Source organism: uncultured Thermomonas sp. (genome assembly GCF_937872235.1).
Lineage (GTDB): Bacteria > Pseudomonadota > Gammaproteobacteria > Xanthomonadales > Xanthomonadaceae > Thermomonas > Thermomonas beijingensis.
Map to the genome: position 1 here is coordinate 21,094 of NZ_CALMPC010000018.1, position 18,823 is coordinate 39,916.

21 protein-coding genes are annotated in these 18,823 nt (G+C 60.5%); 10 read left to right on the forward strand and 11 right to left on the reverse strand.

From position 1 onward, the window contains the following. Positions 1 to 62: 62 nt before the first annotated feature. On the forward strand, positions 63 to 1,451 hold the full coding sequence (locus QWB57_RS01450) for a class II fumarate hydratase (RefSeq protein ID WP_223629524.1): 1,389 nt from the start codon (positions 63 to 65) through the stop codon (positions 1,449 to 1,451). Between the two features lie 53 nt (positions 1,452 to 1,504). Here the strand turns inward: QWB57_RS01450 and QWB57_RS01455 are convergent, their stop codons facing one another. The 6 genes from QWB57_RS01455 to QWB57_RS01480 are packed head-to-tail and all read right to left on the reverse strand — an operon-like array spanning position 1,505 to position 5,466. Beyond that, positions 1,505 to 2,206, reverse strand: coding sequence for a DUF2884 family protein (locus tag QWB57_RS01455; RefSeq protein ID WP_288968023.1), 702 nt, complete (start codon positions 2,204 to 2,206; stop codon positions 1,505 to 1,507). 15 nt (positions 2,207 to 2,221) lie between these two features. Next, positions 2,222 to 2,893, reverse strand: coding sequence for a hypothetical protein (locus QWB57_RS01460; protein WP_288968024.1), 672 nt, complete (start codon positions 2,891 to 2,893; stop codon positions 2,222 to 2,224). Between the two features lie 40 nt (positions 2,894 to 2,933). Then, positions 2,934 to 3,977, reverse strand: a complete 1,044-nt coding sequence (locus QWB57_RS01465) for a hypothetical protein (RefSeq protein WP_288968025.1) — start codon at positions 3,975 to 3,977, stop codon at positions 2,934 to 2,936. Continuing rightward, entirely contained in the window at positions 3,974 to 4,849 is an 876-nt protein-coding gene (locus QWB57_RS01470; protein ID WP_288968027.1) for an ABC transporter ATP-binding protein, read from the reverse strand. The genes QWB57_RS01465 and QWB57_RS01470 overlap by 4 nt, the downstream gene beginning before the upstream one ends. Further along, positions 4,846 to 5,217 (reverse strand): GntR family transcriptional regulator, encoded by a 372-nt coding sequence (locus tag QWB57_RS01475; RefSeq protein WP_223629519.1) that lies wholly within the window; start codon positions 5,215 to 5,217, stop codon positions 4,846 to 4,848. The genes QWB57_RS01470 and QWB57_RS01475 overlap by 4 nt, the downstream gene beginning before the upstream one ends. Before the next feature lie 3 nt (positions 5,218 to 5,220). Then, positions 5,221 to 5,466 carry a hypothetical protein gene (locus QWB57_RS01480; RefSeq protein WP_223629518.1) on the reverse strand — a complete coding sequence of 82 codons (246 nt, stop codon included), beginning with the start codon at positions 5,464 to 5,466 and terminating at the stop codon, positions 5,221 to 5,223. 252 nt (positions 5,467 to 5,718) lie between these two features. Between QWB57_RS01480 and QWB57_RS01485 the strand changes: the two genes are divergently transcribed. The 6 genes from QWB57_RS01485 (at position 5,719) to QWB57_RS01510 (ending at position 10,524) form a co-directional block, all read left to right on the forward strand. Continuing rightward, positions 5,719 to 6,633 (forward strand): FKBP-type peptidyl-prolyl cis-trans isomerase, encoded by a 915-nt coding sequence (locus QWB57_RS01485; protein ID WP_223629517.1) that lies wholly within the window; start codon positions 5,719 to 5,721, stop codon positions 6,631 to 6,633. A 71-nt stretch (positions 6,634 to 6,704) separates the two neighbouring features. Next, entirely contained in the window at positions 6,705 to 7,481 is a 777-nt protein-coding gene (locus QWB57_RS01490; RefSeq protein WP_288968030.1) for an FKBP-type peptidyl-prolyl cis-trans isomerase, read from the forward strand. 66 nt (positions 7,482 to 7,547) lie between these two features. Further along, positions 7,548 to 8,900 (forward strand): UDP-glucose/GDP-mannose dehydrogenase family protein, encoded by a 1,353-nt coding sequence (locus QWB57_RS01495; protein ID WP_223629515.1) that lies wholly within the window; start codon positions 7,548 to 7,550, stop codon positions 8,898 to 8,900. After that, positions 8,897 to 9,127 (forward strand): SlyX family protein, encoded by a 231-nt coding sequence (locus QWB57_RS01500; protein ID WP_223629514.1) that lies wholly within the window; start codon positions 8,897 to 8,899, stop codon positions 9,125 to 9,127. The genes QWB57_RS01495 and QWB57_RS01500 overlap by 4 nt, the downstream gene beginning before the upstream one ends. 15 nt (positions 9,128 to 9,142) lie before the next feature. After that, positions 9,143 to 9,778 carry a DUF2058 family protein gene (locus QWB57_RS01505; RefSeq protein ID WP_223629513.1) on the forward strand — a complete coding sequence of 212 codons (636 nt, stop codon included), beginning with the start codon at positions 9,143 to 9,145 and terminating at the stop codon, positions 9,776 to 9,778. Then, positions 9,775 to 10,524 carry a transporter gene (locus QWB57_RS01510; RefSeq protein ID WP_288968032.1) on the forward strand — a complete coding sequence of 250 codons (750 nt, stop codon included), beginning with the start codon at positions 9,775 to 9,777 and terminating at the stop codon, positions 10,522 to 10,524. Before QWB57_RS01505 ends, QWB57_RS01510 begins: the two co-directional genes overlap by 4 nt. A gap of 10 nt (positions 10,525 to 10,534) precedes the next feature. Here QWB57_RS01510 and hflD read toward each other — a convergent pair whose 3' ends face one another. The 3 genes from hflD to QWB57_RS01525 are packed head-to-tail and all read right to left on the reverse strand — an operon-like array spanning position 10,535 to position 12,713. Continuing rightward, positions 10,535 to 11,149: a high frequency lysogenization protein HflD gene (gene hflD / locus QWB57_RS01515; RefSeq protein WP_223629511.1), complete on the reverse strand. Its 615-nt coding sequence runs from the start codon at positions 11,147 to 11,149 to the stop codon at positions 10,535 to 10,537. Further along, entirely contained in the window at positions 11,146 to 12,252 is a 1,107-nt protein-coding gene (gene mnmA, locus QWB57_RS01520; RefSeq protein ID WP_288968033.1) for a tRNA 2-thiouridine(34) synthase MnmA, read from the reverse strand. Before mnmA ends, hflD begins: the two co-directional genes overlap by 4 nt. Next, the gene (locus QWB57_RS01525) at positions 12,249 to 12,713 is read right to left on the reverse strand and encodes an NUDIX hydrolase (protein WP_223629509.1); all 465 of its coding nucleotides are present in this window, start codon (positions 12,711 to 12,713) and stop codon (positions 12,249 to 12,251) included. Before QWB57_RS01525 ends, mnmA begins: the two co-directional genes overlap by 4 nt. A 60-nt stretch (positions 12,714 to 12,773) precedes the next feature. Here QWB57_RS01525 and clpS point away from each other — a divergent pair, with 60 nt between their 5' ends. The 3 genes from clpS (at position 12,774) to QWB57_RS01540 (ending at position 16,208) form a co-directional block, all read left to right on the forward strand. Continuing rightward, positions 12,774 to 13,103, forward strand: coding sequence for an ATP-dependent Clp protease adapter ClpS (clpS, locus tag QWB57_RS01530; RefSeq protein WP_223629508.1), 330 nt, complete (start codon positions 12,774 to 12,776; stop codon positions 13,101 to 13,103). A gap of 72 nt (positions 13,104 to 13,175) precedes the next feature. Further along, the gene (gene clpA, locus QWB57_RS01535; protein WP_288968036.1) at positions 13,176 to 15,455 is read left to right on the forward strand and encodes an ATP-dependent Clp protease ATP-binding subunit ClpA; all 2,280 of its coding nucleotides are present in this window, start codon (positions 13,176 to 13,178) and stop codon (positions 15,453 to 15,455) included. Positions 15,456 to 15,479: 24 nt separating this feature from the next. Continuing rightward, entirely contained in the window at positions 15,480 to 16,208 is a 729-nt protein-coding gene (locus QWB57_RS01540; RefSeq protein WP_223629506.1) for a 4'-phosphopantetheinyl transferase superfamily protein, read from the forward strand. On the opposite strand, the gene QWB57_RS01545 is transcribed toward QWB57_RS01540, so the two are convergent. Further along, positions 16,163 to 16,339 carry an oxidoreductase-like domain-containing protein gene (locus QWB57_RS01545; protein ID WP_223629505.1) on the reverse strand — a complete coding sequence of 59 codons (177 nt, stop codon included), beginning with the start codon at positions 16,337 to 16,339 and terminating at the stop codon, positions 16,163 to 16,165. The genes QWB57_RS01540 and QWB57_RS01545 overlap by 46 nt on opposite strands. A gap of 79 nt (positions 16,340 to 16,418) precedes the next feature. Next, complete coding sequence (locus tag QWB57_RS01550) at positions 16,419 to 18,767, reverse strand: Tex family protein (RefSeq protein WP_288968038.1); 2,349 nt, start codon at positions 18,765 to 18,767, stop codon at positions 16,419 to 16,421. Between the last annotated feature and the right edge of the window lie 56 nt (positions 18,768 to 18,823).

Here is an 18,823-nt window from a genome sequence, read left to right on the forward strand (position 1 = left end):
GGCTGCGTTCTTTGGCTAGCGCCGAGGCGTACCCTAGGCGGATCGACAGGAGGACGACGCACATGGCCAAGCGCACGGATTTTCGGATCGAACACGACAGCATGGGCGAGTTGCGGGTACCCGTAGCGGCGCTGTGGGGCGCGCAAACCCAGCGTGCCAAGGACAATTTCCACATCTCGGGGCGGCCGATGCCCGCCGCGTTCATCCGCGCCTTGGCGCTGGTCAAAGCGTCCGCCGCGGTGGTCAATGGGCATTTGGGCCTGCTCACCAAGGCGCAGAGCGAGGCCATCATCCATGCCGCCACGGCGGTGGCCGGTGGCGCGCATGCCGACCAATTCCCGGTTGACCGCTACCAGACCGGCTCCGGCACGTCATCCAACATGAATGCCAACGAGGTGATTGCGCATGTGGCCAGTGCTGCGTCGAAGCGGGCGGTGCATCCCAATGATCATGTCAATCTGGGCCAAAGCAGCAATGACGTGATTCCCACCAGCCTGCGGGTGATGGCGGTGCTGGAAACCGAGCACACCTTGCTGCCGGCATTGAAGCACCTGCGCAAGGCCGTGGATGCACGCGGCAAGGCGCTGGGCAATGTGGTGAAAACCGGGCGCACACATTTGATGGATGCGATGCCGCTGACCTTTGCGCAGGAGTTTTCCGCGTGGTCGGCGCAGCTCACCTCGGCGCAGGCGCGGATTGAAGGGTGCTTGAAACGCGTGCGGCGCCTGCCGATTGGTGGCACCGCCATTGGCACCGGCATCAATGCCCATCCCAAGTTCGGCAAAGGCGTGGCCAAGGCGCTGACGGCGGCCACGGAATGCACATTCGAGCAGGCCAAGAATACATTCGAAGGGCTGGCCGCGCAGGATGACCTGGTGGAACTGTCGGGTCAGTTGAACGCGCTGGCGGTGGCGCTGATGAAGCTGGGCAATGATTTGCGCTGGATGAACTCGGGGCCGTTGGCAGGCTTGGGGGAAATTGAATTGCCGATCTTGCAGCCGGGTAGCTCGATCATGCCGGGCAAGGTCAACCCGGTGATTCCCGAGGCGCTGTGCATGGTGTGCGCGCAGGTGATGGGCTTGCACCATGCGGTGACGATTGCCGGCCAGAGCGGCAATTTTCAGCTCAATGTGATGCTGCCGCTGATTGCCTGCAATTTGGATGAGGCCATCGGCTTGCTGGCCCACGCCATGCAGGAGCTCGCCGACAAAGCCATTGCCGGCTTGCGCGTGCGCGAGGCGAATGTGCAGCAGGCACTGGACCGCAATCCGATTCTGGTCACCGCGCTCAACCCGGTGATTGGGTATGAGAAGGGTGCCAGGATTGCCAAGCGCGCCTACGCGGAAAACCGCCCGGTACTGGAAGTGGCGTTGGAGGACAGTGGGCTGGATGAAGCGACGCTGCGCCGACTGCTGGATCCGGCCAAGTTGACGCGGGGCGGAATTGGGTGAGGGCTGGAAAGAAAAATCCCCGCCGAAGCGGGGATTGGAGCGTGGCGCGGTGATTACTGCTTTTCGTCTTCGCTATTGCTGTCGTCACTGATCACAGCGACACCCTTGTCACCCTTTTTGCCGCAGTCGTTGATGTCGTCCTGGGTCATTGTGGCGTAGGGCTTGAAGGCGGGCAGGGAGCCGGCCAGGGCTTGCTGGCTGGCCAGCATCGGCGGCAGATAGGCACAGAGTTTCATGGCCTGGGCTTCGATCTTTTTGCCTTCGGCCTCCATCCGTGCTTCAAAATCCTTCTGGCCTTTTTCGCCGCCAAAAATCGCCCCGGCCACGCCTTGCAGCGCGGTGCCGGCAATATCGGCACCCTGCGAGCCAATCGCCATGCCGGCTTCGGCAATGTTGATGATCTGGCCGCGATACGCCAGCAATTGCTGGCGCTGCGCCGGGGTGATGGCGACCGGCTTGCCATCAATCAACAGATCGCCCTGCGGACTGATTTCGCCTTTCGGCAGGCCACTGGTGTGCCTGCTCACATTGTGGCCGTTGACATTGATTTTCATGTCGCCGTTGAGGCTGAGATTGCCCTCGCGCAGTTCCTTGCGCGCTTGTGTCAAGGCTTTGTCCACTTGCTGGCCGATAAAGCCTTTGTCCGCAGTGGCGGGCGGTGCCGGTGGCGCGGGCGGGGCGGGCGGAGCCGGCGGTTGGCTGCACCCCAACAGTGGCATGCAGGCGATCACGGCAGTGGCGATTCTGATTTTCATTGCATTTCCTCGGGTTCAGCGGATGGCAAATTCACGGCGAACATCGCTTTCGCATTGTTCGACATCATTGGCATCAAGATTGGCGTAGGGACGAAATTGCGGCACGCTGCCGGCCAGTTGCTGCTGTGAGTCGCGCACCTTTGGCAGAAGCCGGCAGATGCCGCGCACGCCGGGTTCCACTTGCTCGCGCACCACGCGGTCGACGCGACGCTCCAAGCTGCCAGTCATCGCGCCGACCATCAGGCTGAGCCACGAACCGCCAACTGCGTCCAGCGCGGCCTCGGAGCCTTTCTGGCCAATATCAATCCCGATCTTGGCCACTTCGACCACCAGTCCGCGATAGGCCAGCAGTTGCCGCCGCTGATTGGTATCAATGGGCTGCATCTGGCCGCCGATCAAAAAATCGCCTTGCGGGGTGATTTCCGCAGTGGGGAGTGCACTGGACGCCTTGCCAGGTGCGTCGTGGCGGCGACCAACTTGAAAGTTGCCGTCCACTTTCAAGTTGCCGGTATCCAGCTCGCGGCGGGCCTGTGCCAATTCGGTGCGAACCTCCTTGCGGGCTTCGGCCAAGCTGTGTTGGACGTCGGTCTGGAGGCTGGTATCGGACGCCGGGTGGGCGTCGGCCTGCCCCGGTATCAGCAAGCTGCAGGCAACGAGCAAGGGGAGAGCTGCGATACGTAGGTGCATGTGCTGGTCCTCGGGATGTGTCGAATGCGCGGTTGCAGGTTCAGTTGTCGTCGCGCCAACGACGCAGGCGGATGGCGGCGATGATCATGGCGATGCCGGCCACCGCACCCACCCACAACTGCGGTGCGGCAAAGGCGGTGTACATCGACTGCACCACGGCCAGATGCTTGGGGAAATCGCTGGAGGTCAGCGCATCGGTATTGGTGACGATGAACCAAGTGCCCGGGAACACGCCGCCCAACAGGTGTGCCACCACGTTCTTCCAGAACCAACTGCTGCCCAGGTTGAACACGTGCATCAGGTTGAACCAGGTGACAAACACGCCAGCGAATACCGGGATCATGATCGCCCACAGGAACGGCTTGCTCCTGGACCATGCCGAGCAGAGCAGCAACCAGCCCACGCTGGGCAGTGCCCACAAGGCATACAGCGGGATGGCGGCCAGTACCACGCCGGCATTGGCCAGCAAATTGGAAGGGCTCCACAACAGGGTCAGCGGGTTGCCGTGATGGATCAGCACGAACACGCTGAGCAGCAGCAGGAAGGCCAGCATGCAGGCGATACCGATCACCATCGCAATGGTGGGTGCGACCACCAATGCACTCAGTACCTTGGCCAGCACGGTATCGCGGTCGGACACCGGCAATGACTTCCAGAACAGCACGCTGCGATCCTTGCGTTCGTCGAACAAGGTGCCCAAGCAGTAGAAGAACACCACAAAGCCCAATACCAGCATCGGCCAGAACATCGCTGAGGCGGTGCTCATGCTGACTGCGCCGGCCAGCTGCTCGGCATCGGCCGGGCTCATATGCGAGGTGATCGTGCTCAAGTCCAAGCCATTGACGCTGAAGTGCCCGTCCACCTGGATTTTGCCGCTGCTATTGCGCAGCGCCACTTCGCCCAGGATCAAGCCCATCAAGGTCAACAGCAGCGAGATGCCGCCCGCCCAGATCGGTGCCCAGAAAAACCCGCCTTTGTGTTCCCAGAATTCACGCTTGAGCAGCAGCTTCAGCTTGTGGGTGGTGTGCGGGGGCGTGGCCGCTTTGACCGGGGCGCGCTCGGCCGCTTCGAAAGTGGCGTTCATGCGTAGGTTCCTTTCATGGTGGCGACGAACAGATCGGCCAAGCCCGGGGTGCGGGTCTCGCCAAGTTCGCGCAGGCGTGCCGGGTCGGCACCGTCGAACAACATCACCGTCTTGCCAAACGGCAGACTGCGTTCATCAATCGGCTGCAATGCACGTGCGGCTTCCAGTTTGTCGGCATTGAGCAGCACTTCGGTATAGCGCTCGCCCAAGCTGTCCATTTGTGCGTTCAGCGAAATTTTGCCGTCACGGATGAACATCACATCGGTCAGGATGTGCTCGACTTCTTCCACTTGGTGGGTGGTGATGATGATGGTCTTGTCTTCATCGAAATAGTCTTCCAGCAGGCGCTGATAGAACTGCTTGCGATACAGGATGTCCAGGCCCAAGGTGGGTTCGTCCAACACCAGCAGTTTGGCGTCGATCGCCATCACCAGCGCCAGATGCAACTGCACGATCATGCCCTTGGACATTTCGCGTACTTTCAGATTGGGCTTGAGCTGGGTGCCTTGCAGGAAGCGCTGACACTTGCCGGCATCAAAGCGTGGATGCACGCCGGCGACGAACTCGATGGCCTGCGCCACCGTGATCCAACGCGGCAGCACCGCCACATCGGCGATGAAACAGACATCGTTCATCAATTCATCGCGTTGGGTGCGTGGGTCCTTGCCCAGCACTTTCAACTCGCCCTCGAACGGAATCAGCCCCAACACCGCTTTCAGTGCGGTGGTTTTGCCGGCACCGTTGGGGCCAATCAAACCAATGATGCGTCCCGCGGGGATGTCAAAGTTGGTGCCATCCAGCGCCAACTTGTTTTTGTAGGCCTTGCGCAGGCCACGTGCGGAAACAACGGATGCAGTGGTCATGGTGTTCACTTTGGCCCCCATTTGCTCTTGGGATCCAGCAGTTCTTCAATCGTCAGGCCCAGCCGCTGGATGCGCTCCAGCATCAAGGGCCATTCTTCGCGCAGAAAACGTTCGCGTTCGCTTTGCAGTAGGCGCGCGTTGGCGCCATCGGTGACGTACATACCTAGGCCTCTGCGTTTTTCGACAAGTTGATCGTCCGCAAGCTCCTGGTAGGCGCGCGAGACGGTGATCGGGTTGAGTTGGTATTCGGCGGCCACCTGGCGCACCGAGGGCAAGGCATCGCCAGGCTTCAAGATTCCGTCCAGCAACATGGCCACGACGCGATCCTTGAGCTGGCGATAAATCGGAGCGCCATCGCTCCATTCAACGGCAGTCATGACTCACTCCTTCGGGAGAAAGAAGGAAAAAAACGGCATCCGCACGGATTGGTAAGTACGGCGGGTCACGCCGTGGTTCACTCGTGCGGCAGGGGAGACTTCGCCGACACCAGCCGCTTGCGAGGTGGTGGCAGCCAAGGTTTGGGAACGCGTTTCCGGCGCGGCCGGCGTGCTGGCCAACAAGGTGACAACCAGCAAAGCACTACTGGTCAGCATGGCCATCAGGGTGTTGTGGAGCTTGCGGTTCATGGTGAACGTCCTGCTCTGGGTGTTCGGTGTTGTAGGCAACTATAACACTATATTTTTGCCCGTCAACCCCCCATGCACCCAACTGATGGCAGGGGGGCTGATGCCATGCGGACACCTGCGTTGGCCTGAATCTGAACGCCACACTCACCCACCGCATCACAACAGGATTGCCCCCGACAGCCATGCGCATGACAATACAGGGCTATGCCTGCGCCGGTATCCTGCCGCTGCAGTCCGTCTGGAGCACGAACAATGAACTTTGCATCACGCGCCTTGAGCGCACTGCTGCTGGCTGTCATCGCATCGGGCAGTGTGCATGCGCAAGACGCCGCCCCGGTCAGCGAACGCGACAAAGTGGGCTACATGATCGGGTTGGATGTGGGCAAGTCGATTGGTCCAGGCTTTCTGGATCTGGACATGACCGCGCTACAGCGCGCCGTGGAAAACGGCATGGTCAACGGCCAGCCACTGCTGAATGACAGCGACGTCAAAGTCACGCGGCAAGCCTTGATCGACAGTATCAGCGCACGCAAGGCCGGCAAACCGGCAACCAGCATCGACCACGTCAAAGCCGGGTTATTGGTGGGTGGCAATATCGGGACATCATTGGCCAGCATCCACACGGAATTCGACTTGCCGATGTTCATGCATGGCGTGAAAGACGGTGCCAATCCGGCGGCAAAACCGGCATTGGATGATGCCGAAATCGCCAGGGTGCGCAGCGCATTTTCCGCCCACATGGGGGAAATCAAGGCTGCCAAGCGCGAGGCCGATGCCAAGGCTTCCAGCAAACTCGAAGATGATTTCCTGGCCCGCAACAAACAGGTCAAGGGCGTATTTACCACCCTCAGCGGCTTGCAGTATTTGGTGCTGCGGCAAGGCAATGGCCCGCGTCCGAGGCCTGGCCAAAAGGTCAAGGTCAATTACGTGGGCACCTTGCTGGATGGCAAGAAATTCGATAGTTCCTATGACCGTGGCCAGCCTGCTGAATTCGGGCTGGATCAAGTGATCAAGGGCTGGACCGAGGGCGTTGGTCTGATGCCGGTGGGTGCCAAATATCGGTTCTGGATCCCTGCGCGTCTGGGCTATGGCGAGAAGGGCGCCGGCACCGAGATTCCACCCAATGCCACACTGATGTTTGATGTGGAACTGCTGGGCGTCGAATAAGTCAAAGCACGTCGTACTACATGCAATGGGCGGGCTTGCCGCCTCACTCAACTACCTGGAGTTCCACACTGATGAAGCCGTTTGCCCGCACCACCGCGCTGACCGTTGCCATGTTGCTGGCCCTGTCCGCTTGTAAGGCTGAACAAAAGCCGGTCGATGTTTCGGCCGAGAAGACCGAAGCCGGCAAGACGGCGACCGACAAAACCGGTATTCCGGGTTTGGCCACCGAGAAAGAGCAGGTCAGCTACACCATCGGTATGGCGATGGGTAAGCAACTGTCGGAAATCAAGGACGAGGTAAATCTGGACACCGTGGTCAAAGCACTGCGCACGCAGATGGCTGGCGAAAAAGTGTTGGTGACCGACGAGCAAGCACAGAAGATCATGCAGGCATTCGGCCAGAAAATGCAGGCCAAGCAAATCGCCAAGATGATGGAAGAGGGCAAGCTCAACCAGGAAAAGGGTGACAAGTTCCTCGCCGAGAACGGCAAGAAAACCGGCGTGGTGACCACCCCGTCAGGCTTGCAGTACCAGGTGATGACCGCAGGCAAGGGCGCCAAGCCCACCGCTGCCGATGGTGTGAAGGTGAACTACAAGGGCACCTTGCTGGATGGCAAGGAATTTGACAGCTCCTACAAGCGCGGAGAACCGGCAGTGCTGCCGCTGGGTGGCGTGATCCCCGGCTGGTCCGAGGGCCTGCAGCTGATGCAGGTGGGCAGCAAGTACAAGTTCTGGATTCCGGCCAAGCTGGCCTACGGTGAGCAGGCACCGCCGATGATTGGCCCCAACCAGGTGCTGGAGTTTGAAGTCGAGTTGCTCGACATCATCAAGCCGAACGCCGCCAAGTAATCTGTTTGCCATCGCCCGTGGCGTACCCTTGGGTGCGCCCGGGCGTTGTGTTTTGGAGGATGGCCAATGCGTGTATGTATCTTCGGCACCGGCTATGTGGGGCTGGTCACCGGAACCTGTCTGGCCGACGTTGGCCACGATGTGGTGTGTGTCGATATCGATGCGGGCAAAGTGGAACGCCTGAATGCAGGCGTGATCCCGATTTTCGAGCCCGGCCTCACGCCGATGGTGCAGGCCAACCACGCGGCCGGTCGTTTGCGTTTTACCACTGATGCCGCGCAGGGTATTGCGCATGGAGATGTGGTGTTTATTGCAGTGGGCACTCCGTCCGACGAAGATGGCAGTGCGGATTTGAGCTATGTCCTGGCCGTGGCACGCAGCATCGGCCAGTCCATGCAAGCACCCCTCGTGGTGGTAAATAAATCCACGGTGCCAGTGGGGACTGCAGACAAGGTGCGCGCCGCGATTAGTGATGTACTTGCACAGCGCGGTATCGACATCGCATTCGATGTGGTGTCCAATCCGGAATTCCTGAAGGAAGGTGCAGCTGTAGAAGACTGCATGCGCCCCGATCGCATCGTCATTGGTGCCAACAATCCAACCGCGATTGAAATGCTGAAGCGCCTGTACGCGCCGTTCAACCGCAATCACGATCGCATCGTGAGCATGGATGTGCGTTCGGCCGAACTCACCAAATATGCCGCCAACGCCATGTTGGCCACCAAAATCAGCTTCATGAATGAGATCGCCAACATCGCCGAACAAGTGGGGGCTGATGTCGAGATGGTGCGCAAGGGCATCGGCTCAGACCCGCGCATCGGCTGGCATTTCATCTATCCGGGTGCCGGTTATGGTGGCTCGTGTTTCCCCAAGGACGTGCAGGCGCTGGCCAAAACTGCCCAGCAATTCGGCGTGCGGCCGCGACTCCTGGATGCGGTGGAGGCGGTGAATGCCGCACAAAAAGAACATCTGTTTGAATTGATGGTGCGCCATTACGGCAGTGTCGAAGCGCTGCATGGCAAGACTGTGGCCTTGTGGGGCCTGGCCTTCAAGCCTAATACCGACGATATGCGCGAAGCCTCCAGTCGACGCCTGTTGCAGCGCTTATGGGACGCTGGCGCGACGGTGCGCGCCTATGATCCCGAGGCCATGCCGGAGACGCGGCGCATTTATGGCGAGCGCGTCGACTTGGTGCTGTGTGATTTTGCAGAGGCTGCACTACACGGTGCCGATGCGCTGGTGGTGATCACTGAATGGAAGCAGTTCCGCAGCCCCGATTTTGCCAAGCTGGCCACCAGGCTGGCCGATGCTGTGGTGTTTGATGGCCGCAACCTGTATGCCCCCGACGAGGTGGAAACCGCGGGCCTGGCATATTACGGCATCGGGCGCGGACGATCCCTGCAAAGGCCTGCGGCATGAGTGCCGACCTAGAACAACGCATCGTCGATTTGGAAGTGCGCATCGCCTTCCAAGAACATGCCCTGCAAGAGCTCTCCGACGCACTGGCCGCTGCACGCAGCGAAGAAGCCAGCAATTCGCTGATGCTGCATCGGGCACTGGAAGAATTGCGACAATTTCGCAGCGCGATGGCGGCCAGTCCCTTAACGGTGGATGCCGCCAGCGAGCCCCCCCCTCCGCATTACTAAGCCATAGACGTAGCGATGAGCAACTCCTTGCGTGACCAATTGAAAGGCCTCGGCTTCAAGGAGCCTCCGACGCCTGCGCCCAAGCCCGCACATGCACCACGGCCTGTGCACGCCCCGCATGCCGCTGCAGGTAAACCAGGCGCAGGGTCAGGTGCACGGCCAGGAAATAAACCTGCAGCCGGTGGTCGCAAGTCCGACCCGCGTGCCGCGCAACCACGAACCCGCGAAGACATTGATTTGGCCAAGGCCTATGCCATTCGTGCGCAGAAAGAAAAAGACGAGCGCATCGAGGCCGAGCGACTGAAGCAGGAAGAGGCGCGTTTGCGTCGCGAAGCCAAAGCCAAATTGGAGGCCTTCCTCAAGGACAAGGCGCTGAATGCCGCAGATGCCGAGCATGTCCGCCATTTCGAATACGGTGGCAAGATCAAGCGCATCCATGTGACCGCCGAACAACTCAAGGCACTCAATGCAGGCGCCTTGGGAGTGTTGCAGATGAATGGCCGGTATCTGCTAGTAGAAGCGGCGGTGCTGGACGCGGCACAGGCCATTTTCGCGCAAGCTGTTGCGTTGAGAGTGGACCCCGATGCACTTGCGCCCGACGATCCGTATGCGGATCCGCAATACCGGATACCGGATGATTTGGCGTGGTGAAGTCAAGAGCCGCCTGCATTGGTCTGCTGGTGCTGTTGCGTGCAGCACCGCTGTATGCGCAGGATGCCGCGGCGTTTGATCGGCCCGGAATTGGCTTTGCCAGCACGACGGTGCCGCGTGGTGGCTTGGCGTGGGAGCAGGGGCTAGCGGACGTTTCAACGAATCACGATGCCAGTGGTCGACAGCGGCAGTGGGTTGCAGACACCTTGTTGCGTTATGGACTGCGTGATGGGCTTGAATTGCAACTTGGTGCTGATAGCTATGCTTGGCAGCATGCGAGCGATGTCAGCGGGCATTGGCGCGCGCAGGGGATGGGGAATAGCCGTCTTGGTCTGAAGATGTCGCTGCCTAGTCACACGGATGCATTTTCCTGGGCGATGCTTGCCACGGCCAGCTTGCCCACCGGCCGAGCGCCCATCGGCGGTGGCACGCGTGGCTATGATCTTGGCATCACTGCGCAATGGGCGATGGCCAACGATTGTTCGTTCGCGCTATATGCCGATCGCAGCCTCGGCCATGAGCGCGGTTGGATGCTGTCGCCAAGTTATAACTTCAATTTCAGCCAACACTGGGCTGGTTATCTCGAAGCCGGTATCGGGAGTGGTTCGCAGCGAGGCCGCATGCTCGGCAGCGGCCTGACCTGGCAACCAAGCCCACGGTTCCAATTGGATGTATCCGCGCTGCGCGGCGTGCAGGGTGCAGCGGATTGGCAGGCAGGGCTTGGAGTTTCGCTGCTGACTCGGTAGCGAATCCGTCTTACCCGGGGATGCGGGCATCAATTGCGGCCGCCATTTGCCGGCGTGAAAACACAAAGTCCCATAAGCTGCCGCCCAGTTGTCTCCACAGCACGGCGGCACGCAGCGCGGCCATCAGTAGGGCACGAATTTCGGCGACCACACCTGCTTGCCCCAGATAGTGCGGGTTGCCTTGTACCATCACCCGAGGGCGCAGATTGCTGAGGGTGTCGGCGTAAAGCTTGGCCAGCTCGGAAATGACGTTGGCATGCGTGCTGCCCATGGTATTGGCATTGGCTTGCAATCGCAGTAGCGCCGTCTGCACCTGGGTCACCATCGCGCCGGTGCGTACAAAGCGGCGCTCCAGTTGCAATACCGCCAGCGCAAGCTTGCCCAGGGCTTCGTCCTTGTTGCCGTTGGCCAAGTAGTCACGCAATTGGCGCAGCCCCGTGTGCAGGCCATTGGCGCTGCCGAACACGGCTTCGGTGCTGTGCGCATCAATCCGGAACACACTGTCCAGCGCGGCCTGTACTTGGCTGCTGTCGGACTGGCCGGTATCTGCAATTCGGCGCACCTGGGCCAAGGCTTGCAACATGCCTGCCAGCGCCAATACGCGGTCGTCGAACGGATTACTCATGCACAATTTCCGGGAACAGGGGCGTCGGTGGCGGCGATCACGGCGCCGCCCAGACAGACCTCGCCATCGTAAAGCACCAGGGATTGACCAGGGGTGACTGCGCGCTGCGCGCGTGCAAACTGCACTGCAAGCGTACCGTCATCGTGCACTGTCACCGTACAGGGCTCGTCGGGTTGCCGATAGCGGGTTTGCGCGGTGCAGGAAAACTGCGGTGCAGGCGGCGCACCGGCGATCCAATGCGCGGTTTCGCTGCGCAAGTTGCGGGACTGCAACCACGGGCTGTCATGGCCCTGGTCGACATACAGGATGTTATTGGCAACATCCTTGGCCACCACAAACCACGGGGCTTGCGGCCTGCCGCGCACACCGCCGATATTCAGACCTTCGCGCTGGCCCAAGGTGTAATAAAACACGCCGCAATGTGCACCGATCCGGAGACCCTCCGGGGTGCGCAGCTCGCCTTCCTTGGCAGGCAGGTATTGCGCCAGGAAGCTGCGGAAATCACGTTCACCGATAAAGCAGATGCCAGTGGAATCTTTTTTCTCGGCGGTGCGCAGGCCGTGCGCACCGGCAATTTCGCGGATCCTTGTTTTTGCCAGCTCGCCCAGCGGGAAGCGGGTGAACGCCAATTGCGCCTGCCCCAGCTGGTGCAGGAAGTAGCTCTGGTCCTTGCTGCGATCGACCGCACGCAGCAGCCGGAATGTGCCCATCCGTTGATCGACGCGGGCGTAATGGCCGGTGGCAATGGCATCGGCACCCAGCTCGTGCGCGGCATCGAGAAAATGCTTGAACTTGATCTCGCGGTTGCACAGCACGTCCGGGTTGGGGGTGCGGCCAGCGGCGTATTCGGCCAGAAAATACTGGAACACGCCTTCCCAATATTCCTTCGAAAAATCACGAAACCGGATCGGAATACCCAGCGCGCCACACACGGCTACGGCGTCGCGGCGGTCGTCTTCGGCACGGCACTGGCCACTGCCATCGTCGGCCCAGTTCTGCATGAACAGGCCAATGACTTCGCAACCCGCATCGCGCAGCAGCAGCGCGGCCACCGAGGAATCCACGCCGCCAGACACGCCCACCACGATCTTGTTGCCGGTCATGGCAGTTGCTGCACCAACGTCAGCGGGTGCCGGCTGCCGCCCAGATAGTCTGCCACCACCTTCCAGACCAATGGACTGCGGTGGCGCGATGCTTGCGCCTGCAATTCCTGCGGACTCAGCCACAGGGCGCGCACGATCCCGTCATCCAGTACCGCGTCGGCAATTTCATCCAGCCGTTCAGCGGCGAATGCAACGCGCAGATAGTGTTTGCCGGTTTCGCCAGCCTGCCATTGGTAAAAGCCGACCACATGGGTGATGCGCACGTTCCAACCGGTTTCTTCACGGGTTTCGCGCAGCGCAGCGGCGATCAGGCTTTCATCCGGCTCCAGATGGCCGGCAGGCTGGTTGATCACCAATGCACCATTGACCTGTTCCTCCACACATAACAACCGGCCATCATGCACCACAACCGTGGCCACGGTGATATCAGGCTGCCAGAAACGCGGGGGTTGTGTGTGCATCAGGCTATTGTCCTTGTTGCCGGCCGTATCGTCCATGCACCGGCTTCGTATAATTGGCACATGTCAAACCAATCTGATAAACCGCAGCACACCCACGAGCATGGCGTGGCCGTGGCGTCGGCACGCCCGGGCGTGGCGCGGCCACCGTTGTACACCGTGTTTTTACTCAATGATGATTTCACCCCGATGGATTTCGTGGTGGACGTGTTGATGCAGTTTTTTACGATGGACCTGGAAAAAGCCACGCAAGTGATGCTGCACGTCCACACCCGTGGGCGCGGGGTGTGCGGGGTATTTACCCGTGAAATCGCCGAATCCAAGGTGGCGCAAGTCAATGATTATGCCCGCCTGAACCAACACCCATTGTTGTGCACAATGGAAAAGTCTTAGTACGAGAGGGGACTTGTTTCAGGCTGGAATGCACCTTAAATAGTGGGAAATGCTTTTGAAAGGCGGTGCACCATGTTCAGTAAAGATCTCGAGCTCACCATTGGCAATTGCTACAAGCGCACCCGCGAGGCGCGCTATGAGTTCATGACGGTTGAGCACCTGCTATTGGCATTGCTTGACAACACGTCAGCAGAATCGGTGCTGCGTGCGGTGCACGCCGATATTCCCAAGCTTCGCGATGAGTTGAACAATGCGATTGAAGTGTCGGTGAACCGTCTGGCCGATGGCGATGCACGCGACACTCAGCCTACATTGGGCTTCCAGCGCGTACTCCAGCGCGCGGTGTATCACGTGCAGTCCTCGGGCCGCAAAGAGGTCACCGGGGCCAATGTGTTGGTGGCGATTTTTGGTGAAAAGGATTCACACGCAGTGTACTTCCTCAATCAGCAGGATGTGCATCGGCTGGACGTGGTCAATTACATCAGCCACGGCATCGCTAAACATGAAGACGAACCCACGCCGCCGCCAGCAGATGCTGATCACAAACCCGACGCGGGCGAGACCGACGCCAAGACCGACCCGCTGAATGAGTTCACCAGCAACCTCAACGAAGCCGCATTGGCCGGCAGGATTGACCCGCTGGTGGGCCGTGCCGAAGAGGTGGAACGTACCATCCAGGTCTTGTGCCGCCGGCGCAAGAACAATCCGCTGTACGTGGGCGAATCCGGCGTGGGCAAGACGGCGTTGGCCGAAGGCCTGGCCAAGCGCATCGTGGATGGCGAAGTGCCTGCCGTTCTTTCCGAGGCCGTGATTTACGCACTGGATTTGGGCGCCTTGGTGGCCGGCACCAAATACCGTGGTGATTTCGAAAAACGCCTGAAAGGCGTGCTGGCGGCACTGAAAAAATTGCCACATGCAATCCTGTTCATCGACGAAATCCACACCATTATTGGTGCCGGTTCGGCCAGCGGCGGCACCATGGATGCGTCCAATCTGATCAAGCCGGTGCTGGCCAATGGCGAGCTGCGCTGCATTGGCTCAACGACATTCCAGGAATATCGCGGGGTGTTTGAAAAAGACCGCGCACTGGCGCGGCGTTTTCAGAAAATCGATATCACCGAGCCCACCGTGGCCGAGGCGGTGCAGATTTTGTTGGGACTGAAACCGCGCTACGAAGCGCATCACGAGGTCAGCTACGCCGACGATGCGATCCGTGCGGCAGTGGACCTGTCGGTCAAGCATATCGGCGACCGCCTGCTACCGGACAAGGCCATCGATGTGATCGACGAGGCCGGTGCACGCCAACGCTTGCAGTCGCCGGAAACGCGCAAACACCTGATTGACGTGGAAGAAATCGAAACCATCGTGGCCAAGATGGCGCGCATTCCGGCCAAGCAAGTCAGCGCCTCCGACAAGGACGTGCTGCAGCATCTCGAACGCAATTTGAAGATGGTGATCTTTGGCCAAGACCCGGCCATTGCCACCTTGGCCAGTGCAATCAAATTGGCGCGCTCAGGGTTGGGCAACCCCGACAAACCGATCGGCAATTTCCTGTTTGCCGGCCCCACCGGCGTGGGCAAGACCGAGGTGACGCGCCAACTGGCGATGCAACTTGGCATCGAGCTGATTCGTTTTGATATGAGCGAATACATGGAGCCGCATTCGGTGTCGCGCTTGATTGGCGCGCCTCCGGGCTATGTGGGTTTCGACCAAGGCGGGCTGCTGACCGAAAAAATCGTCAAGACGCCGCACTGCGTGCTGTTGCTGGATGAAATCGAAAAAGCGCACCCCGACATCTTCAATATCCTGTTGCAGGTGATGGACCGCGGCACGCTGACCGATACCAATGGCCGCGAAGCCAATTTCCGCAATGTCATCATTGTGATGACCACCAACGCCGGTGCCACCCAAGCGGCGCGCCGCAGTATCGGCTTCACCAAGCAAGACCACAGCCCGGATGCAATGGAGGCGATCAGGCGCAGCTTCACGCCCGAGTTCCGCAACCGGCTGGATGCTACCGTGCAATTCCAGGCCCTGAGCTTTGACCACATCTTGCGGGTGGTGGATAAATTCCTGATCGAGTTGGAATTGTTGCTGCACGAAAAACACGTCGCCTTGTCGGCCACGCCGGCCGCGCGCGAATGGCTAGGCCAAAATGGCTTTGACCCACTGATGGGCGCACGCCCGATGGCGCGCTTGATCCAGGACAAGATCAAGCGCCCGTTGGCCGACGAATTGCTGTTTGGCAAACTGGTGAGCGGTGGCCGGGTGACCTTGGATGCGGTGGCGGGCGAATTGGCGCTGGACGTGCAGGCCGAACCGGAAAAACTGCTGCCGGCGTTGGTGGAATAGCCGCGTGCCAAAGGCGCCACCCGGATGAGTACGCTGGCGCGTTTGCAATTGCTGCGCATCGGCGATGTGGTGGCGCAGGCCGCTGCGCATGCCGATCACTGGCTGACCGAGGCCGAGCGCCAGCGGCTTGCGGCCATGCGTGCGCAAGCGCGACGCGACAGCTTTATCGCCGGGCATTGGCAGGCCCGCCAGTTGGCAGCGCAGCAGTTGGGGGTCGCGTGGCAGCGCATTACGCTACACACGCATCCCGATGGTCGCCCACGGTTGTGCGCCGATGCCAGCGATGCACCGTTGCAGCTGTCCATCAGTCACAGCGGTGACTGGTTGGTGCTGGCGGTGGCCGAAGCTGCCGTTGGCGTGGATATCGAACTCCCACGCCGCACCCGGAATTGGGATGCACTGGCAGAGTTTGTCTGTTCACCTGATGAGCTGGCCTATCTGCAACAGCAGCCCGCAGCGCTGAAGCAAGCTGCTTTCCACCAATTGTGGACACTCAAAGAAGCCCACGGCAAATGGAGCGGCGAAGGCTTGCAGCCCAAGCAGGCGCAATTACTGACCGCCCAGCCGACCGGTTCTGCCCAGGCTGACGCCTGCACGTGGTTGTTTGCGCACGGTGCGCTGGCCGTGTGCGGGCCAGCCGCCAGTCAATGGCGGGTGGAAGGCGCAGCAGCCATTGCTGCCATGGTCGGCGCACCCGACTACTGGCGCTATGTGGCCTCAGGGTGCCGTGCCAGCCACGCCGCCAGCGCCTGACGGTAGTACGTCAACTCTTCCGAGTAAGTATCGTTCACGCAGGGGGCGCAGCCGCTATCGCAGCAGTCACTGGGCAGCGGTGGCTCTGGCGGCAAGGGGCGGGGATCGTCGGGGGTGGTCTGGATGGTCATTTCAGCCCATTATCCATGTCCGCTCGGCTGCGTCCGGCCGTGCAGGTAAACCAGTGTGGGATTCCAAGGCCAGCACGGTTCAGCCGCGCCGCAGCCCTTTCAGTGCATCGGCCAGCGCGGTATTGAGTGCCGGTGCTGCTTGCTGCGGGCGAGGGGCAGGGCGTGCGCCACGGTCCTGGTTTCGGTCATTGCCGCGCACCGCGTTGCGGTCGGCGCTGCGGGGCTGCGCTGGGCCAGGTTCGTCGCTCATGCGGCAGGTGAGTGCAATGCGCTTGCGTGCAACATCCACTTCCAACACTTTGACCTTGACGATGTCGCCGGCCTTGACCACGTCGCGCGGGTCTTTCACGTAGGTGTCGGACAGCGCCGAGATATGCACCAAGCCATCCTGATGTACGCCAATATCGATGAACGCACCAAACGCCGCGACGTTGCTGACCACGCCTTCCAGCACCATGCCGGGGCGCAGATCCTTGATGTCTTCCACGCCGTCGGCAAACTGCGCGGCCTTGAACTCGGGGCGCGGGTCGCGGCCAGGTTTTTCCAGCTCTTTCAGGATGTCACGCACGGTTGGCTCACCGAAGGTTGCATCGGTAAATTGCGCAGGCTTGAGCGAACGCAAAAAGCTGGCATCACCGATGATTTGCTTCACCGATTTGCCGCCGGCGGCCAGGATGCGTTCCACCACCGGGTAGGCTTCCGGGTGCACGGAGGAGGCATCCAACGGCTGCTCGCCATCCATGATGCGCAAAAAACCTGCGCACTGTTCGAAGGTTTTATCGCCCAGGCGCGGCACCTTCAACAATGCCTTGCGTGATTTGAATGCACCATGCGCATCGCGGTGCGCCACGATGTTTTCTGCCACCGTGGCCGATAGCCCGGACACCCGCGCCAGCAGTGCGCTGGAGGCGGTATTCACGTCCACACCCACGGCGTTCACGCAGTCTTCCACCTTGGCATCCAGCGCACGCGCCAGCCGGTATTGATCCACATCGTGTTGATACTGGCCCACGCCAATGGCCTTGGGTTCGATCTTCACCAATTCCGCCAATGGGTCTTGCAAGCGGCGTGCAATCGAGACCGCACCACGGAGCGACACATCAAGATTGGGGAACTCCTTGGCTGCCAATTCCGAAGCCGAATACACCGACGCACCGGCCTCGCTGACCACAATTTTCTGCGCCTTCAATTCGGGCACCCGCTTGAGCAGATCACCGGCCAGTTTGTCGGTTTCGCGTGATGCAGTACCGTTGCCAATCGCAATCAGTTGCACGTTGTGTGCACTGCACAGCTTGCGCAGCGATGCCAACGATTGATCCCATTGCCGGCGTGGCTCGTGCGGGTAGATGGTGTCGGTGGCCACCAGTTTCCCGGTGGCATCCACCACTGCAACCTTGACTCCGGTGCGCAGGCCAGGATCCAGCCCCAGCACCGCTTTCGGGCCAGCGGGTGCAGCCAGCAACAGGTCTTTCAGGTTGTCGCCAAATACTGCAATTGCTTCGCCTTCGGCTTTTTCGCGGGCTTGATTGAACAAGTCCAGCAGCAAATGCATATGGATTTTGGCGCGCCATGCCAACCGCACTGCATTGCGCAACCAAATATCCGCAGCGCGGCCACGCACTTCTATCCCGGCATGCAAGGCAATCCGGCCTTCGGCATACAGATGACCGGCTTCGGCATCGTTGCCGGGGTCAAGGTCAAGCTGCAAAAACTCTTCACGGCGACCACGCAACAGTGCCAACAAACGGTGCGATGGAATCCTTGCCAGCGGCTCTGCGTGGTCGAAATAATCGCGGAATTTTTCACCCGCCAACTGTTTGCCTTCCACCACCTTGGCGCGAATCACCCCTTCGCGTGACAGCCAGTCGCGCAGCTCACCCAGTAGCGCCGCATCTTCACCCCAACGTTCAATCAGGATGGCGCGTGCGCCTTCCAGTGCGGCCTTGGCATCAGCCACGCCTTTTCCCGCATCCACAAACGCAGCGGCAAATTCCTCCGGCACATGGGTTGGGTCCTGGATCAAGCCGTCGGCCAGCGGTTCCAGTCCGGCTTCGCGTGCGATCTGGGCGCGGGTGCGGCGCTTCTGCTTGTAGGGCAGGTACAAATCTTCCAGTCGCGATTTGCTGTCGGCAGCCAGGATGTCGGCGCGCAACGCGTCGCTGAGTTTGCCTTGGTCTTCAATGCTGGCAAGGATGGTTGCGCGGCGATCTTCCATCTCGCGCAGATAGGTCAGCCTTGTTTCCAGATTGCGCAGTTGGGTGTCATCCAGCCCGCCGGTCACTTCCTTGCGGTAGCGGGCGATGAAGGGCACGCTGGCACCTTCGTCCAGCAACCCTACCGCGGCCAGCACCTGCGCGGGTTGCGCGCTGATTTCAGAGGCAATAGTGGCGGCAATTTTGCGGGCGATGGCGGGGGAAAGCTCGGTCATGCGAAGGACAAACCAAAGGCGAACGGAACTGCCATTTTCGCCCTGTTCCGGCCGGC

What these genes read in the sequence shown, in the direction of transcription:
- QWB57_RS01495 (WP_223629515.1), top strand. Translation starts at nt 7,548, where the DNA reads ATGCGTGTATGTATCTTCGGCACCGGCTATGTGGGGCTGGTCACCGGA.
- QWB57_RS01540 (WP_223629506.1), top strand. Translation starts at nt 15,480, where the DNA reads ATGAGTACGCTGGCGCGTTTGCAATTGCTGCGCATCGGCGATGTGGTG.
- clpS (WP_223629508.1), top strand. Translation starts at nt 12,774, where the DNA reads ATGTCAAACCAATCTGATAAACCGCAGCACACCCACGAGCATGGCGTG.
- QWB57_RS01545 (WP_223629505.1), bottom strand. Translation starts at nt 16,339, where the DNA reads ATGACCATCCAGACCACCCCCGACGATCCCCGCCCCTTGCCGCCAGAG.
- QWB57_RS01460 (WP_288968024.1), bottom strand. Translation starts at nt 2,893, where the DNA reads ATGCACCTACGTATCGCAGCTCTCCCCTTGCTCGTTGCCTGCAGCTTG.
- QWB57_RS01450 (WP_223629524.1), top strand. Translation starts at nt 63, where the DNA reads ATGGCCAAGCGCACGGATTTTCGGATCGAACACGACAGCATGGGCGAG.
- hflD (WP_223629511.1), bottom strand. Translation starts at nt 11,149, where the DNA reads ATGAGTAATCCGTTCGACGACCGCGTATTGGCGCTGGCAGGCATGTTG.
- QWB57_RS01465 (WP_288968025.1), bottom strand. Translation starts at nt 3,977, where the DNA reads ATGAACGCCACTTTCGAAGCGGCCGAGCGCGCCCCGGTCAAAGCGGCC.
- QWB57_RS01490 (WP_288968030.1), top strand. Translation starts at nt 6,705, where the DNA reads ATGAAGCCGTTTGCCCGCACCACCGCGCTGACCGTTGCCATGTTGCTG.
- QWB57_RS01475 (WP_223629519.1), bottom strand. Translation starts at nt 5,217, where the DNA reads ATGACTGCCGTTGAATGGAGCGATGGCGCTCCGATTTATCGCCAGCTC.
- mnmA (WP_288968033.1), bottom strand. Translation starts at nt 12,252, where the DNA reads ATGACCGGCAACAAGATCGTGGTGGGCGTGTCTGGCGGCGTGGATTCC.
- QWB57_RS01485 (WP_223629517.1), top strand. Translation starts at nt 5,719, where the DNA reads ATGAACTTTGCATCACGCGCCTTGAGCGCACTGCTGCTGGCTGTCATC.
- QWB57_RS01480 (WP_223629518.1), bottom strand. Translation starts at nt 5,466, where the DNA reads ATGAACCGCAAGCTCCACAACACCCTGATGGCCATGCTGACCAGTAGT.
- QWB57_RS01525 (WP_223629509.1), bottom strand. Translation starts at nt 12,713, where the DNA reads ATGCACACACAACCCCCGCGTTTCTGGCAGCCTGATATCACCGTGGCC.
- QWB57_RS01505 (WP_223629513.1), top strand. Translation starts at nt 9,143, where the DNA reads ATGAGCAACTCCTTGCGTGACCAATTGAAAGGCCTCGGCTTCAAGGAG.
- QWB57_RS01550 (WP_288968038.1), bottom strand. Translation starts at nt 18,767, where the DNA reads ATGACCGAGCTTTCCCCCGCCATCGCCCGCAAAATTGCCGCCACTATT.
- QWB57_RS01455 (WP_288968023.1), bottom strand. Translation starts at nt 2,206, where the DNA reads ATGAAAATCAGAATCGCCACTGCCGTGATCGCCTGCATGCCACTGTTG.
- clpA (WP_288968036.1), top strand. Translation starts at nt 13,176, where the DNA reads ATGTTCAGTAAAGATCTCGAGCTCACCATTGGCAATTGCTACAAGCGC.
- QWB57_RS01500 (WP_223629514.1), top strand. Translation starts at nt 8,897, where the DNA reads ATGAGTGCCGACCTAGAACAACGCATCGTCGATTTGGAAGTGCGCATC.